The sequence below is a fragment of the Mycobacterium sp. 4D054 genome (genome assembly GCF_052245755.1).
In the GTDB taxonomy this organism is placed as follows: Bacteria; Actinomycetota; Actinomycetes; order Mycobacteriales; family Mycobacteriaceae; genus Mycobacterium.
Genome location: NZ_JBQQCF010000004.1, coordinates 157,304 through 173,045 on the forward strand (window position 1 = coordinate 157,304; position 15,742 = coordinate 173,045).

The 15,742-nt window shown below is 69.8% G+C and carries 16 protein-coding genes; 13 read left to right on the forward strand and 3 right to left on the reverse strand.

The window, feature by feature from the left end; genetic code table 11:
- Positions 1-3: 3 nt before the first annotated feature.
- The 11 genes from ftsW to ACTWP6_RS05465 all read left to right on the forward strand — a co-directional run bounded on the left by ftsW (position 4) and on the right by ACTWP6_RS05465 (position 10,354).
- Complete coding sequence (gene ftsW, locus ACTWP6_RS05415) at positions 4-1,512, forward strand: putative lipid II flippase FtsW (protein WP_443187058.1); 1,509 nt, start codon at positions 4-6, stop codon at positions 1,510-1,512.
- Entirely contained in the window at positions 1,509-2,672 is a 1,164-nt protein-coding gene (murG, locus tag ACTWP6_RS05420) for an undecaprenyldiphospho-muramoylpentapeptide beta-N-acetylglucosaminyltransferase (protein ID WP_443187059.1), read from the forward strand. Before ftsW ends, murG begins: the two co-directional genes overlap by 4 nt.
- Positions 2,672-4,102, forward strand: a complete 1,431-nt coding sequence (gene murC / locus ACTWP6_RS05425; RefSeq protein WP_443187060.1) for a UDP-N-acetylmuramate--L-alanine ligase — start codon at positions 2,672-2,674, stop codon at positions 4,100-4,102. Before murG ends, murC begins: the two co-directional genes overlap by 1 nt.
- Positions 4,099-4,992, forward strand: coding sequence for a cell division protein FtsQ/DivIB (locus tag ACTWP6_RS05430; protein WP_260753468.1), 894 nt, complete (start codon positions 4,099-4,101; stop codon positions 4,990-4,992). The genes murC and ACTWP6_RS05430 overlap by 4 nt, the downstream gene beginning before the upstream one ends.
- Positions 4,993-5,182: 190 nt before the next feature.
- Complete coding sequence (ftsZ, locus tag ACTWP6_RS05435) at positions 5,183-6,352, forward strand: cell division protein FtsZ (RefSeq protein WP_260753466.1); 1,170 nt, start codon at positions 5,183-5,185, stop codon at positions 6,350-6,352.
- Between the two features lie 14 nt (positions 6,353-6,366).
- Positions 6,367-7,077, forward strand: a complete 711-nt coding sequence (gene pgeF / locus ACTWP6_RS05440; protein ID WP_443187061.1) for a peptidoglycan editing factor PgeF — start codon at positions 6,367-6,369, stop codon at positions 7,075-7,077.
- Entirely contained in the window at positions 7,074-7,895 is an 822-nt protein-coding gene (locus ACTWP6_RS05445) for a YggS family pyridoxal phosphate-dependent enzyme (RefSeq protein WP_443187062.1), read from the forward strand. Before pgeF ends, ACTWP6_RS05445 begins: the two co-directional genes overlap by 4 nt.
- Complete coding sequence (locus tag ACTWP6_RS05450) at positions 7,892-8,536, forward strand: cell division protein SepF (RefSeq protein WP_260753461.1); 645 nt, start codon at positions 7,892-7,894, stop codon at positions 8,534-8,536. Before ACTWP6_RS05445 ends, ACTWP6_RS05450 begins: the two co-directional genes overlap by 4 nt.
- Positions 8,537-8,657: 121 nt before the next feature.
- Positions 8,658-8,948 carry a YggT family protein gene (locus ACTWP6_RS05455; RefSeq protein ID WP_067958009.1) on the forward strand — a complete coding sequence of 97 codons (291 nt, stop codon included), beginning with the start codon at positions 8,658-8,660 and terminating at the stop codon, positions 8,946-8,948.
- Between the two features lie 191 nt (positions 8,949-9,139).
- Positions 9,140-9,952 (forward strand): DivIVA-like cell division protein Wag31, encoded by an 813-nt coding sequence (gene wag31 / locus ACTWP6_RS05460; protein WP_260753459.1) that lies wholly within the window; start codon positions 9,140-9,142, stop codon positions 9,950-9,952.
- 30 nt (positions 9,953-9,982) lie between these two features.
- Positions 9,983-10,354: a phage holin family protein gene (locus ACTWP6_RS05465; protein ID WP_260753458.1), complete on the forward strand. Its 372-nt coding sequence runs from the start codon at positions 9,983-9,985 to the stop codon at positions 10,352-10,354.
- A gap of 9 nt (positions 10,355-10,363) precedes the next feature.
- Here ACTWP6_RS05465 and ACTWP6_RS05470 read toward each other — a convergent pair whose 3' ends face one another.
- Positions 10,364-11,008 (reverse strand): phosphoribosyltransferase, encoded by a 645-nt coding sequence (locus tag ACTWP6_RS05470; RefSeq protein ID WP_260753456.1) that lies wholly within the window; start codon positions 11,006-11,008, stop codon positions 10,364-10,366.
- 100 nt (positions 11,009-11,108) lie between these two features.
- Here ACTWP6_RS05470 and ACTWP6_RS05475 point away from each other — a divergent pair, with 100 nt between their 5' ends.
- Complete coding sequence (locus ACTWP6_RS05475; RefSeq protein ID WP_260753455.1) at positions 11,109-12,458, forward strand: TIGR01777 family oxidoreductase; 1,350 nt, start codon at positions 11,109-11,111, stop codon at positions 12,456-12,458.
- On the opposite strand, the gene ACTWP6_RS05480 is transcribed toward ACTWP6_RS05475, so the two are convergent.
- Positions 12,440-13,171: a type 1 glutamine amidotransferase gene (locus ACTWP6_RS05480; protein WP_443187063.1), complete on the reverse strand. Its 732-nt coding sequence runs from the start codon at positions 13,169-13,171 to the stop codon at positions 12,440-12,442. The two genes, ACTWP6_RS05475 and ACTWP6_RS05480, sit on opposite strands and share 19 nt — an antisense overlap.
- Before the next feature lie 70 nt (positions 13,172-13,241).
- On the reverse strand, positions 13,242-14,471 hold the full coding sequence (locus ACTWP6_RS05485; protein ID WP_260753452.1) for a cytochrome P450: 1,230 nt from the start codon (positions 14,469-14,471) through the stop codon (positions 13,242-13,244).
- A gap of 694 nt (positions 14,472-15,165) precedes the next feature.
- Here ACTWP6_RS05485 and ACTWP6_RS05490 point away from each other — a divergent pair.
- On the forward strand, positions 15,166-15,717 hold the full coding sequence (locus ACTWP6_RS05490; RefSeq protein WP_443187064.1) for a hypothetical protein: 552 nt from the start codon (positions 15,166-15,168) through the stop codon (positions 15,715-15,717).
- The last annotated feature ends 25 nt before the right edge of the window (positions 15,718-15,742 follow it).

The window sequence follows — 15,742 nt, forward strand, 5'->3', positions numbered from 1 at the left end:
CACGTGAGCAGCATCCTCGACCGGCTGCGCCACCGTCGCGCGCACCCGGCCGCCGACCCGCAGGCGGTCACCGGAGGCACGTCGGCAGCCGAGGCCGCCCTGCCGATCCCACGCACCCGCGTCGGGGCCTGGCTCGGACGGCCGATGACGTCGTTCCACCTCATCGTCGCGGTCACCGCGCTGCTCATCACCATGGGTCTGACGATGGTGCTGTCGGCGTCAGGCGTGTACTCCTACGATTTCGAGGGCTCGCCCTGGGCGGTGTTCGGCAAACAGCTGCTGTGGACGGCGATCGGGCTGCTCGCGTTCTACGTCGCGCTCCGGATGCCGGTCGCGGTGATGCGGCGGTTCGCCTTCGCGGGCTTCGCAGTCTCCGTCGTGCTGTTGGTCCTCGTGCTGATCCCTGGTATCGGCAAGGTGGCCAACGGTTCTCGCGGCTGGTTCGTGGTGGCCGGGTTCTCCATGCAGCCGTCGGAGCTGGCCAAGATCGCGTTGGCGATCTGGGGTGCGCACCTGCTGGCCGCACGGCGCATGGAGCATGCGTCGCTGCGCGAGATGCTTGTCCCACTGGTCCCGGCGGCGGTGATCGCGCTGGCGCTGATCGTCGCGCAGCCCGACCTCGGGCAGACGCTGTCGATGGGTGTGATCCTGCTCGGCCTGCTCTGGTACGCGGGCCTGCCGCTGCGGGTGTTTCTGAGCTCGCTGGGCGCGGTGCTGGTCTCCGGTGCGGTGCTCGCGATGTCGGCGGGCTACCGGTCGGCGCGCGTGCAGTCGTGGCTGGACCCCTCCGCCGACGCCCAGGGATCCGGCTATCAGGCCCGTCAAGCCCGGTTCGCCTTGGCCAACGGCGGCGTGTTCGGCGACGGCCTCGGCCAGGGCACCGCCAAGTGGAACTACCTGCCCAACGCCCACAACGACTTCATCTTCGCGATCATCGGCGAGGAGCTCGGCTTCGTCGGCGCCGTCGGCCTGCTGCTGCTGTTCGGGTTGTTCGCCTATACCGGCATGCGGATCGCGCGTCGCTCCGCCGACCCGTTCCTGCGGCTGCTCACCGCCACGGCCACGCTGTGGATCCTGTCGCAGGTGTTCATCAACGTCGGATACGTGGTGGGTCTGCTGCCGGTGACCGGCCTGCAGCTGCCGCTCATCTCGGCCGGCGGCACATCTACTGCCACCACGCTGCTGATGATCGGGATCATGGCCAACGCCGCCCGGCACGAACCCGAGGCGGTCGCGGCGCTGCGCGCGGGCCGCGACGACAGGGTCAACCGGCTGCTGCGGCTGCCGCTGCCGGCACCGTATGTGCCGACGCGCACCGAGGCGCTGCGCGACCGGCTGCGCAGGCGGCCCCGGGCCGAGGCGCCGAAGGCCCCCGAGCGGCCGCAGCGCCGGTCGCGGCGTGCCGACGGCGGGCACCCGGTGCGGTCGGGCCGGCCGTCCGGCGGCTACGGTGAGAGCCGGCGAAATCAGGGCCGGCGGGCCCGCACACTGGAAGGTCAGCGTTACGGGTGAGGAGGATCTCGGTCCCGGCGGGGCAGGGGCGCAGCGACCGGGGGATTTCGGTCATTCTCGCCGGCGGCGGCACGGCGGGTCACATCGAACCCGCGCTGGCGGTCGCCGACGCTCTGACCGCACTGGATCCGCGCGTGCGGATCACCGCACTCGGCACGCAGCGGGGCCTGGAGACCCGGCTCGTGCCGGAACGCGGATATCACCTGGAGCTGATCACCCCGGTGCCGTTGCCGCGTAAGCCGTCGGTGGATCTGCTCCGGTTGCCGTTGCGGATACGGCGCGCGGTGCGCCAGACCCGGGCGGTGTTCGACGAGGTCGGCGCCGACGTCGTGATCGGGTTCGGCGGGTACGTCGCGGTCCCCGCCTATCTGGCCGCGCGCACCCTGATACCGGGCCGGCGTGTCCCTGTTGTCGTGCACGAGGCCAACGCCAGCGCAGGCTGGGCCAACAAGCTGGGCTCCCGGTCGGCGCAGCGGGTGCTCGCGGCCGTAGCCGATCCCGGGCTGCCGCGCGTCGAGGTGGTCGGGGTGCCGGTGCGGGAGGCCATCACCTCGCTGGACAGGATGGCGCTGCGGGCGCAGGCGCGGGCCCATTTCGGATTCGCCGACGACGCCCGGGTGCTGCTGGTGTTCGGCGGTTCCCAGGGAGCGCAGTCGCTCAACCGGGCCGTCTCGGGCGCCGCGGAAATCCTTGCCGAACAAGGCATCTCGGTACTGCATGCGCACGGGCCGAAGAACACGATCGACCTGCCGGCGCCGAAGCCGGGGGCCCCGCCGTATGTCGCGGTGCCGTACCTGGACCGGATGGATCTCGCCTACGCGGCGGCCGATCTCGCGGTGTGCCGGTCGGGCGCGATGACCGTCGCCGAGGTCACCGCCGTCGGACTGCCCGCGATCTATGTGCCGCTGCCGATCGGCAACGGCGAGCAGCGGCTGAACGCGTTGCCGGTGGTCGAGGCCGGCGGCGGCATGGTCGTCGACGACCGTTCGCTGACACCGGAATTCGTCGCCGGGACGGTGCCCGGCCTGCTCAACGATCCGGACACACTGGCCGCGATGACGGCGGCCGCCGCGCTGGCCGGCCACCGGGACGCGGCCCGGCGGGTCGCCGAGATCGCGCTGGAGGTGGCGCGCGGCGCCCGGCAGAGGCAGACCCGGTGATGAGCACGCACGGTCACCCGGGCGGACTGCCCGCCGAACTGCAGCGGGTGCACATGGTGGGCATCGGCGGGGCCGGCATGTCGGGTATCGCGCGCATCCTGCTCGACCGCGGCGGGATGGTGTCGGGATCGGACGCCAAGGACTCCCGCGGGGTGATCGCGCTGCGCGCGCGAGGCGCCCAGATCCGCATCGGGCACGACCCGTCCGCGCTGGACATTCTGCCCGGTGGACCCACCGCGGTGGTCACCACGCACGCCGCGATCCCGAAGACCAATCCCGAACTCGTCGAGGCCCACCGGCGCGGCATCCCGGTCATCCTGCGTCCCGCCGTGCTCGCCAGGTTGATGGCCGGGCACACCACCCTGATGGTGACCGGGACCCACGGCAAGACCACCACCACCTCGATGCTCATCGTGGCGTTGCAGCACTGCGGTTTCGATCCGTCCTTCGCCGTCGGTGGTGACCTCGGCGAGGCCGGCACCAATGCCCACCACGGCAGCGGACCCACGTTCGTGGCCGAAGCCGACGAGAGCGACGGATCGCTGCTGGAGTACAGCCCGGACATCGTGGTGGTCACCAACATCGAAGCCGACCATCTCGACTTCTTCGGCAGTGCGCAGGCCTATACCGCGGTGTTCGACCAGTTCGTCGAACGCATCAATGCCGGTGGGACGCTGGTGATCTGCGCCGACGACCCGGGAGCCCGGGCGCTGGGGGACCGGGCGTCGGGGACGGGCGTGCAGGTATTGCGCTACGGCAGCACTCCCGGCCTGGACGCGACGCTGGTGAACTGGGCCCAGCAGGGCACCGGCGCGGTCGCCGAGATCCGGCTGGCCGACGAGAGCCGGCCGCGTTCGATGCGGTTGTCAGTGCCCGGCAGGCACATGGCGCTCAACGCGCTCGGGGCGCTGCTGGCCGCACGGCAGGCCGGTGCCGACGTGGACGCCGTACTCGACGGGCTGGCCGGCTTCGAGGGTGTGCGCCGCCGTCTCGAGTTGGTCGGCACGGCGAACGGCGTCCGTGTCTTCGACGACTACGCCCACCACCCGACCGAGGTCCGGGCCACGCTGACCGCCCTGCGCGCCGTCGTCGAACAGGCGGGCCGGGGCCGAGCCATCGTGGTGTTCCAGCCCCACCTGTACTCGCGCACCGAGACTTTCGCCGCGGAGTTCGGCGCGGCGCTGAGCGCCGCCGACCACGTCGTCGTACTCGACGTGTACGCCGCCAGGGAGCAACCGCTGGCCGGGGTCAGCGGAGCCACCGTGGCCGACGCGGTCTCCGCGCCGGTCACCTACATCCCGGACTTCTCGGCGGTCGCCGCGCGGGTGGCCGCCGCGGTCAGGCCCGGCGACGTCGTCGTGACGATGGGCGCCGGGGACGTCACACTGCTGGGACGCGAGATCCTGGCCGAGGTGGACGCCAGGGCATGACCGAGCCGACCGAGGACGCCGCCGCGACGCCGCAGAACGACCCTCCCACCGAATCCCTGGACGACGCAGAGGATTTCGAGGGTCCACGGCGGCGGGCCCGGCGCGAACGCGAGGAACGCCGGGCCGCCCAGGCCAGGGCGACCGCGATCGAGCAGGCCCGCAGGGAGGCCAAGCGGCGCGCCCTGGGCCCCCCGACGCCGGAGACCAGGACACTCGGCCGCGCCACGGTACGGGGGCTGAAGGTGTTGATGTGGACTGCGCTGATCGCGGTGCTCGTGGTCGGCCTGGGCCTGCTGCTGTACTTCACGCCGATCATGTCGGTGCGCACCATCGTGGTGGTCGGGGTCGGCGCGGTCACCCAGGACGAGGTCGTCGCCGCCGCGGCGGTGGCGCCCGGCACGCCGCTGCTACAGGTCGACACCGACGCTGTGGCCGAGCGGGTGGCCGGCATCCGGCGGGTCGCGTCGGCACGGGTGCAGCGGCAGTATCCGTCCACGTTGCGGGTCACCCTCGTCGAGCGGGTGCCGGTGGTGCTCAAGGATTATCCGGACGGGGTGCACCTGTTCGACAAGGACGGCGTCGACTTCGCCGTGGCCCCGCCGCCGCCGGGCATCCCGTATCTGGACACCGAAAACCCCGGTCCGAACGATCCGGCCACCCGGGCCGCGCTCGAGGTGATGACCTCGCTGCGCCCCGACGTGGCGAGTCAGATCGGGCGCGTCTCGGCACCGTCGGTCGCGGCGATCACGCTGACCCTGGTCGACGGGCGCACCGTGGTGTGGGGGACCACCGACCGCACCGACGAGAAGGCGCTCAAGCTGGCGGCGCTGCTGACCCAGCCCGGCCAGGTCTACGACGTGTCCAGCCCGGACCTGCCCACCGTCAAATAGTGACGACCGCCGCAATCATGGATTTTTGTCGTGTCGTTTCGGCGCGCCTGACCGGTGAGCGCGGTGACCACCCCTAACGTTCTGGTTGCGCGGAACAACTTGACATAACTCTAAGCCTCTGGTTGAGGTTGAGGGTTTGCTCCAGCGGTTATCCGTTTCCAGACAGGCAACCAGGCAGGAAGGGCACTCCATGACCCCCCCGCATAACTACCTCGCTGTGATCAAGGTGGTCGGCATCGGCGGCGGTGGCGTCAACGCCGTCAACCGGATGATCGAACAGGGTCTCAAGGGCGTCGAGTTCATCGCGATCAACACCGACGCGCAGGCGCTGTTGATGAGCGATGCCGACGTCAAACTCGACGTCGGCCGCGATTCGACCCGCGGTCTCGGCGCGGGTGCGGACCCGGAGGTCGGCCGCAAGGCCGCCGAGGACGCCAAGGACGACATCGAGGAACTGCTGCGCGGCGCCGACATGGTGTTCGTCACCGCCGGTGAGGGCGGCGGCACCGGCACCGGCGGCGCTCCCGTCGTGGCGTCGATCGCGCGCAAGCTCGGTGCGTTGACCGTCGGCGTGGTGACCCGGCCGTTCTCGTTCGAGGGCAAGCGGCGCAGCAACCAGGCCGAGAACGGCATCCAGGCCCTGCGCGAGAGCTGCGACACGCTGATCGTCATCCCGAACGACCGGCTGCTGCAGATGGGCGACGCCGCGGTGTCGCTGATGGACGCGTTCCGCAGCGCCGACGAGGTGCTGCTCAACGGCGTGCAGGGCATCACTGACCTGATCACCACCCCGGGTCTGATCAACGTGGACTTCGCCGACGTCAAGGGCGTGATGAGCTCCGCGGGCACCGCGCTGATGGGCATCGGTTCGGCGCGTGGTGACGGCCGTGCGCTCAAGGCCGCCGAGATCGCGATCAACTCGCCGCTGCTGGAGGCCTCGATGGAGGGCGCTCAGGGCGTGCTGCTGTCGGTCGCGGGCGGCAGCGACCTCGGCCTGTTCGAGATCAATGAGGCCGCCTCGCTGGTTCAAGACGCCGCGCACCCCGACGCCAACATCATCTTCGGCACCGTCATCGACGACTCGCTCGGCGACGAGGTCCGGGTCACGGTCATCGCGGCCGGCTTCGACGCGGCGGGTCCGGGCCGTGTGCCGGTCACCGGCGAGGCGGTCCCGGCGGCCGCGCCGGCCCAGCCGATCGCCCCGGGCAAGGCGGGACGGGTGAACTCGTCGATCTTCGAGCCGTCCGATCCGGCGAGCGTGCCGGCCGGGCACACCAACGGTGCGACGGTGCGGATCGGCGGCGGCGATGACGGCATCTCGGACGACGACGTCGACGTGCCGCCGTTCATGCGCCACTGACCGGCCCGCAGTCCGTGGTCTTCACGGTCAGGCGCGTGACCACCACCCGGGCGGGTGGTGTGTCCAAACCGCCGTTCGCGTCCTTCAACCTCGGGGATCATGTCGGTGACGACCCGGAGGCGGTTGCCGCCAACCGGCGCCGGCTCGCCGCGACGCTCGGGTTGGAGGGCGGCATCGTCTGGATGAACCAGGTGCACAGCGCCAACGTCGCGGTCGTCGACCGCGGCGAGGAGACGCTTGACGCCACCGACGGTCTGGTGACCACCACCCCGGGACTGGCGCTGGCCGTGGTGACCGCTGACTGTGTGCCGGTGCTGATGGCCGACGCACGCGCCGGCGTCGTCGCGGCGGTGCATGCCGGACGGGTCGGCGCCGCCGCGGGCATCGTCGCGCGGACGCTGAAGGTGATGACCGACGCCGGAGCGCACGTCGAGGACGTGTCGGTGCTGCTCGGACCCGCGGTCAGTGGCCGTAACTACGAGGTGCCCGAAGCGATGGCCGCCGAGGTCGAGCGGGCGTTGCCGGGCAGCCGAACGAGCACGTCCCGCGGCACGCCCGGGCTCGATCTGCGCGCGGGCCTCGTGACTCAGCTGCACTCGCTCGGGGTGCGGTCGGTCGATGTCGATCCGCGCTGCACGGTCGACGATCCGAATCTGTTCAGTCACCGCCGCGATGCCCCGACGGGGCGCATGGCATCGGTGATCTGGCTGGAGCCGACGTCGTGACACGCGAAGCCGAGCTTGGCCGGGCACTGGACGGGTTGCGGGAGCGCGTCGCGCGCGCCGCCGAGGCCGCCGGTCGCGACGCCGACGACATCGAACTGCTCCCGGTCACGAAGTTCTTCCCTGCTGCCGACGTCGCGGCGCTGTACCGGCTGGGTTGCCCGGCGTTCGGCGAATCCCGCGACCAGGAAGCGGCCGCGAAACTCGCCGAGGTCGACACGCTCGTCGGCGGCGCGCCGGTCCAGTGGCACATGATCGGACGGATCCAGCGAAACAAGGCGCGCTCGGTCGCGCGGTGGGCGTATGCGGCGCACTCGGTCGACAGCGCCAAGGTGATCGCGGCCCTGGACCGGGCAGCCGCAGAAGCGCTTGACGAGGGCGGTCGGACCGCGCCGTTGCGGGTCTATCTGCAGGTCAGCCTCGACGGGGACGAATCCAGGGGCGGAGTCGACGTCGCAGCCTCGGACCGCATCGACGAGCTCTGCGCCGCCATCGACGGGGCAGGCGGGTTGGAGTTCGTCGGGCTGATGGCCATCCCGCCGCTGAACGCCGACGCCGGCGAGGCGTTCGCGCGGTTGGAACGAGAACGCGACCGGATACAGGCCGGTTATCGGCAGCGCCTCGGGCTCTCCGCCGGAATGTCCGGTGACCTGGAGGCGGCAATCCGACACGGATCCACTTGTGTGCGTGTCGGTACCGCGCTACTGGGATCGCGCCCGCTAACGTCACCGGCAGTAGTCACACGAGTCACACAGTCATCACAGACACCAAACTTGCCGCACTTTCCTGAGTCTTCTCCGCACGAAGGGTCCTCACAATGAGCACACTGCACAAAGTCAAGGCCTACTTCGGTATGGCGCCGATGGACGACTATGAGGACGACTATTACGAGGACGACGACCGCGCCCCCGTGCGCGGTTACCGCCGTCCCCGCGAGGATCGCTTCGAGGACGAGGGCTACGCCCGCGGATATGACAGCCCGGCCGACGACCGCCGCCGCGAATACGATGAGCCGGCCGCCTACCGCGGCGGTTTCGACGATGCCCGGTTCGACGCCCGGATGCGCGGTCCGCGCGAATTCGACCGCACCCCACCGCGTTTCGGCGGCATGCGGGGTTCGACCCGCGGTGCTCTGGCGATGGACCCGCGCGGAATGGCCGAGCTGTTCGAAGCCGGCAGCCCGCTGGCCAAGATCACCACGCTTCGGCCGAAGGACTACAGCGAGGCACGCACCATCGGTGAGCGCTTCCGCGACGGCACCCCGGTGATCATGGACCTGGTCTCGATGGACAACGCCGACGCCAAGCGGCTGGTGGACTTCGCGGCGGGCCTGGCCTTCGCGCTGCGCGGCTCGTTCGACAAGGTTGCCACCAAGGTGTTCCTGCTCTCGCCCGCCGATGTCGACGTCACCGCCGAACAGCGGCGGCGCATCGCCGAGGCCGGCTTCTACGCCTACCAGTAGCCCTGCCCGTCAACCCGGGTAGGCTGGCGGCGTCGCGCGGGCGTTGTCGGCTCGAGGCGACTCAGGCTGCGTCGCAGTCTGTAGTCAAGGTCACACATCTGCCTGAGTGAGGTCGGCTTCGTTGGCGCTCTTCTTCGAAATCCTGGGTTTCGCGCTGTTCGTGTTCTGGCTCCTGCTGATTGCCCGGGTCGTGGTCGAGTTCATCCGCTCCTTCAGCCGTGATTGGCATCCGCGTGGGGCGACGGTGGTCATTCTGGAGATCATCATGACGCTCACCGATCCGCCCGTGAAGCTGCTGCGACGGCTGATACCGCAGCTCACGATCGGTGCGGTGCGGTTCGATCTGTCGATCATGGTGCTGCTGCTCGTTGCGTTCATCGGCATGCAGCTCGCCTTCGGGGCGGCGGCCTGAACTCAGGTTTGCAGCCGGCGGACCGGCCGCGCCGGGTCTTCGGCGTGCCCGCAGGGGGTGGAATATCGGTTTAATTATCGACCTCGCCTGCAACCGCCGGGTCTGGTGTGACAGGATGGACGCCAGTTACGTTGCAGCAAGGCTTTACACTTCGAGATCAATTGACGGTCCAGACTTCAAGGGGGCAGACAATGCCGCTCACTCCTGCCGACGTGCACAACGTGGCGTTCAGCAAGCCACCCATTGGCAAGCGCGGCTACAACGAGGATGAGGTTGATGCGTTCCTCGACCTCGTCGAAAACGAGCTGTCCCGCCTCATCGAAGAGAACAGCGACTGTCGTCAGCGGGTCGCCGAGCTGGAGCAGGAGCTCGCTTCGGCGCGCGCCGGCGAAGGAGCTGCCCAGCCGACGCAGACGCTGCCAGTCTACGAGGCCGAGCCCGAAACCGCACCGGCTCCCGAGACCACCTACGAGGCGGCGCCCGCACAGGCCGCCGCGCCGGTTCCCGAGGATCAGCATCTGCGCGCCGCCAAGGTTCTCAGCCTGGCTCAGGACACCGCGGACCGCCTGACCAACAGCGCCAAGGCCGAGTCGGAGAAGATGCTCTCCGATGCCCGCGCTCAGGCCGATGCGATGGTCACCGAGGCGCGGCAGACCGCCGAGACCACGGTGACCGAGGCGCGCCAGCGCGCCGACGCGATGCTCGCCGACGCGCAGAGCCGGTCCGAGGCTCAGCTGCGCCAGGCCCAGGAGAAGGCCGACGCCCTGCAGGCCGACGCCGAGCGCAAGCACTCCGAGATCATGGGCACGATTAACCAGCAGCGCACGGTGCTCGAAGGCCGACTGGAACAGCTGCGCACCTTCGAGCGCGAATACCGCACCCGCCTCAAGACCTACCTGGAGTCCCAGCTCGAGGAACTCGGCCAGCGCGGCTCGGCCGCTCCGGTCGACTCCGGTGCCGGCAACGACGGTGGCTTCAACCAGTTCAACCGGGGCGCCAACTAGTCACGTGCCCCTCTCACTCAGGTATGGCTCATGTTGATCGTCGCGCTCGTGCTCGCCGTCGTCGGTCTGGCGGCGTTGGTGATGGCGGTCGTCACCAGCAACGAGCTCATCGCCTGGGTCTGCATCGCGGCGAGCGCCGTCGGCGTCATCCTGTTGATCGTCGACGCGCTGCGCGATCGCTCTAACCGCAAGTCCGATGAAACCGCCCCTGCGGCAATGGATTCCGATGAACCGGAGACCGAGTACGTCGAGGACTATCCCGACGAGGCGCCGCTGGCGCAGGACTACGACGAGGCGCCGACCGACGACACGCTCGCGGTCGACGTGGAGCGCGAACCGGTGGATCACGAACCTGTCGAGCCGGCTGCGGTGGACTCCGACGACGAGTCCCCGAGGCAGTGAGCGGCGACTTCACGCGGTCAGCAGTTCCCGAACCTCGTCATCGCTGACCTGATGAAAGTCCGCGTAAACCTGTCCGACGGCGTGGAAATCGGCGGGCATCGTCGAGCACACCACCTCGTCGGCCTCCTCGCGTAACCGGCGGCACACCGACGCCGGCCCGACCGGGACCCCGACGATCACTTCTTTGGCCCCGGCCCGCCGCACGGCTCGCACGGCCGCGATCATGCTGGCGCCGGTGGCGATGCCGTCGTCGACGAGGATCACCGCGCTGCCCGACAGCACCAGGGGTCCACGATCACCGCGATAGACCTCTTCGCGCCGGTGCAGTTCGGCGGTCTCACGCTCGATGGCCGCCTTGAGCGCGCTCTCTGCCACGCCCAGGTCGCGGACGAGATTCTCGTTCAGCACGATCCCGTCGCCGCTGGTCAGCGCGCCCATCGCGAGCTCGGGCCACTGCGGCACGCTGAGTTTGCGGACCAGGCACACGTCCAGCGGCGCGGACAGGGCGTCGGCGACCTCGCGGCCGACCGGGACCCCGCCTCGGGCCAGGCCGAGTACGAGCACATCGGGCCGGCCCCGGTACCGGCACAGGTCGCGCGCCAGTAGCCGACCCGCTTCTCGGCGGTCTCGGAAAGTCCGTTTCCTGTCGGCCATGGCACCGTCCCGCCGCGGGAATACCCTCGTCCGGTACCGGGCAATCCGGACCGGCGCCGGCACCGAATGCCTACCGACAACCCCTACCCCCGGGAGCGCCATGGGCATCGAGTACGACTGCATCGTCGACCACCCCCGCGACGAGGTCTGGCAGTGGCACACCCGCCCGGGCGCGATGCGCCGGCTGGTGCCGCCGTGGCAGCCGATGACGGTGATCTCGGAGGCGTCGTCGCTCGCCGATGGGGTGGCGGTGCTCGGTCTGCCGGGCGGGCTGCGCTGGGTGGCGCGCCACGATCCGTCGGCGTTCGTGGCGGGTGCTCAGTTCGCCGATGAGCTCTCGTCACAGGGACCGGCGTCGTGGCCGCCCCGGGTGCTCGGCGGATGGCGGCACACCCACACCTTCAGCGACGCCGGCAGCGGAACCCGGGTGCGCGATCGCGTCGAGGCCCCGATACCCGCCGCGGCGTTGCGGTCGACGTTCGTATACCGGCAGCGCCAGCTCACCGACGACCTGGCCGCGCACCGCAGGGCGGCGATCGCCGGCGCCGCGCCGCTGGTGGTGGCGATCTCTGGAGCGTCGGGGCTGGTCGGCTCGGCGCTGTCGGCGTTCCTGAGCACCGGCGGTCACCGGGTGATCCGGTTGGTGCGGACGCCGGCGCGCGGCGGGGACGAGCGGCACTGGGATCCGCGGAACCCTGCGGCCGATCTGCTCACCGGCGTCGACGCGGTCGTGCACCTCGCCGGGGCGTCCATCGCGGGTCGATTCACCGATGCGCACCGCGCCGCGATCCGCGACAGCCGGATCGAGCCGACGAGGTTGCTCGCCGCGTCCGCGGCGTCGGCGCCCAACGGGCCCCGCACGTTCATCAGCGCCTCGGCGATCGGGATCTACGGTTTCGACCGGGGCGACACCCTGCTGACCGAGGACAGCAGCCGCGGCGACGGTTTCCTGGCCGACGTGGTCACCGACTGGGAGGCGGCGACGGCGCCCGCCTCCGACGCGGGGTTACGGGTGGCGACGGTGCGTACCGGCATCGTGCAGGCGGCCGCGGGAGGGACGCTGCGACTGCTCCGGCCGCTGTTCGCGGCCGGTCTGGGCGGGCGGCTGGGCAGCGGCAGGCAGTGGTTGTCCTGGATCGGTCTCGACGACCTCGTCGACGTGTACCACCGGGTGCTCTACGACGACGGGCTCAGCGGGCCGGTGAACGCCGTGGGCCCGGAGCCAGTCCGTAACGCCGACTACACCAGGGAGCTGGCCCGGGTGCTGCACCGGCCCGCGCTGCTTCCGGTCCCGGCGCTGGGACCGCGGGTCCTGCTCGGCGAGCAGGGCGCGCGTGAGCTGGCCGAGGCCAGCCAGCGGGTGGTGCCGTCGAAGCTGCTGGCTGCCGGGCACCGGTTCCGGCACCCCGACGTCGCGGACGCCCTGGCTCATCAACTCGGCAGGGGCTGACCCGCCACGTGGGTGAGGAAGCCGCGCACCAGCGTTTGGATCCGCGTCCGGGTGTCTTCGGCGAGATAGCTTGTGCGGTTGAGTAATTCGTCGTGATCCAAGCCGGCGGCGATCACGTCGCCGTCGCGGTCGGCGGCCAGCCAGGTCTTGATCAGGTCGGCATCGACCTCCGGATGGAACTGCAGCGCAAGGGTGCGTCCCCTCACGAACGCCTGCGACGAGTTGGGGGTCCGCGCGATCTCGGTCGCACCGGGAGGCAGGGTCCAGCGGTCGAAATGCCACTGGAACCAGGGTCCACCGGGCACCACGTCGGGCCGTTCGCTGAGCACGTCGTACCAGCCGATCTCCGGGCGCGGCGCGCGTGTCACCGATCCGCCGAACGCCTGAGCCAGCAGTTGGCCACCGAAGCACACGCCCAGCAGCGCGATCCCGGCCTCTGCCGCGTCACGGAGCAGTTGCATCTCGGTGCCTACCCAGGTGCGGCGCAGTGCCTCGTCGTAGACGGGCCAGGACGCACCCAGCGGAACGATCACGTCGTAGCCGGTCGGGTCCGGGAAGTTCACCTCGCCGGCGGGATCGTCGACACGGTCGGCGGGCACCACCTCGAACGTGTCGACGTCGAAGCCCTCCTCGGCGAACGCGTCTCCCAGCAGGGCCTCGGTAGCCATGTGCTCGTTGACCAGAAACAGAACTCTCGATGCCACGCCGGCCATTATCTCGGCCGGACCGGCGCATCTCGCGGTTGACCCTCCCTCACCGCGCAATTGGCAGACGCTGTCCAGGTTAGCGGTCACCGAAGGCGATCGGTAACGACGCGGGCCCGCTGATCCCGGTGAGGGTCTTCCACGCGCACGGTCCGTCCCTGCGGATGCCCGGCATCCGCCGTGCCATGGTGGTCAGCGCCTCGGCGAGTTCGATGCGGGCCAGATGCGCGCCGAGGCAGTAGTGCACGCCGCCGCCGAAGGTCAACATTGGGCAAGCGTCACGGCGGGTGATGTCGAACCGGTCGGGGTCGGGGTAGACGGCGGCGTCACGGTTCGCCGAGGCGGTGTTGGCGATCACCAGAGTGCCTGCAGGCACGGTGTATCCGGCGAGCTCGACATCCTCGACGGCGACCCGCACCGTGGTGAAGATGACGGGGGAGTACCGCATCACCTCCTCGACGGCCGCCGGTGCCAGCTCGGGATGTGCAGCGAGCATCGCCCACTGCTCGGGATGGTCGCAGAACACCTCCAGCGCGGCGGCGAGCTGGTTGCGAGTGGTGTCGGTGCCCGCCATCAGCAGCGTCGCCGCGAGGGTGAGCAGTTCGTCATGGGACAGGCGGTCGCCGTCGACCTCGGCACGCATCATGTCCGAGAGCAGGTCGTCGGTCAGAGACTCGCGGCGGCCGTCGACCATGTCCTCCAGGTGGGCCTCCAGCGCCCGCCAGGCCCGCACGATCACGGGTCCGTCTTCCACCACGTTCCAGTCGAAGACCTTGAAGATGTCATCAGCCCAGGCGGACAACAGATTCCAGTCCTGACGCCGGGTGCCCAGCAGCTCACAGATGACCGGGATCGGGTAGTGCCTGGCGATATCGGCCACCGCGTCGCACCGTCCGCGCCGCTCGACGCCCGAGACCAGGCCGGCGATGATCTCCGAGCAGGTGTTCCGCAGGCGCCCCGCCGCACGCGGCGTGAAAGCCTTGGCCACCAGCCGCCGTTGGCGGTGGTGCTCCTCACCGTTGAGGCTCAGCAGTCCCTTGACGACGATGTCCCACAGTTCGCCGGAGGTGACACCCTGCGCGGCGAGCGCGACTCCTTCGGGTATCCGGAAGCGGTCGTCGCGCAACACGATGCGTACCGCCTCGTACGTCAGCGCTTCGGGGCCGTGCGGCCCCATCGCGAGCGGCCCCCGGGCCCGGGCGGTGGCGATGAGCCGATGCGCCTCGGTCGGGCCGGCGGCATGCTCGTAGGCGATGGTGGGCAGATCGGGTTCGAGGATGTTCTCCGGTGCGATGTCGTGGATGGTCAAGATCGTTTCCCCTCCGGCCGTCCGGTAGCGATGGAGCGAGTCTGCGGCGAGACGGCGGATGCGTGGCCAGTGGTGGACTACCTGTTTCGGCCCGGCTCACTACGTGGCGCGCCGGAACCGGCACGGCGACCCTGAAACCGCCTGAGGGCACCCAACGGCCCAACCTGTGTCAACCAGATTTGCTGATTCTGGCCCTGAGTCCTGACCTGCGGGATCCCGGGATTTGCTTGGAGCTCCGTCGGCGAGGTCGCCATGCGAATCAGAGTGACCTTCCATGGCGATGACATTCGCTGAAATCGACGCGCCCGCGTCGATGGGAGGACGGCGGGCGAGCCGGCACTGTCCACGCGCCGAAGCGAAGCCCTTGATACCGGTGATTGCCGGCAATGAAGTTCGCTGCCCGAGAGAAGGCTCCTTGTAAAGCTGCTTTACACGCCGATATTCCGCATGCGCGCTGGATAATAAGTTTGCTTGTCTAGAAAACTGTCCAATGATCAGCTATCTCTTCAGAGGCCGGCAGCATTGCTTGACGATTCATGAACAGTGGTGTTCTATGCCTTTCGAAGTCGTCAATATCTCGTTCGGGGATGGCGATGAGTTTTGCCACAGCTGTGTCTGTGGGAGGTCCCGCATTCGACTGAGAGGGTTGCTGATGGGCTACGGGAGATTTGTCGGCCGTGTAGGTGCATTAGCTGTGGCCCTCGGAATCGGGCTGGCGGGACCGGCGGTCGCCGCCGCCGATTCCGGTGAGGACGGCACCGCCGGAGAATCGAGCACCAACGTCGGCGGCACAGGCAGTGCGGCCAGCTCCTCGAAGCCGGGCCAGGCCGACGTCGCCGATTCCTCCACACAGCCGGGCGGGTCGAACATCGACGACCCGCTCGACGCTTCGGATTCACCGGATGCAGAATCCGACGATCTCGTCTCGGACAGGGACCTCGGTGAGGAGTCCGACGGTGCGCCCACGCCGGAAGCCGGGGACGAGAACGCTGCATCCTCACGCGGCGATGTGACCGACAGCGACAGAGAACCGGTCGACTCCGCCCACCAGGAGGAGACGGACGCACGCGGCACCACCGAAGCGCCGGCCGCCCGCGACAACCTCGTCGACGATGTCACCGAGACCGCCAGCGTGATGACGTCGACCCGCAGGCCGAGGTCGACGAGCAGGCCGAGACGGTCCCGCCGGCCGCTACCGCCGAGGCTCCCACCGCCGTCACGGCGCTCGTCCGACCCTCTGCTGTAGAGAACACGTCGTCGCGGACCGCGAC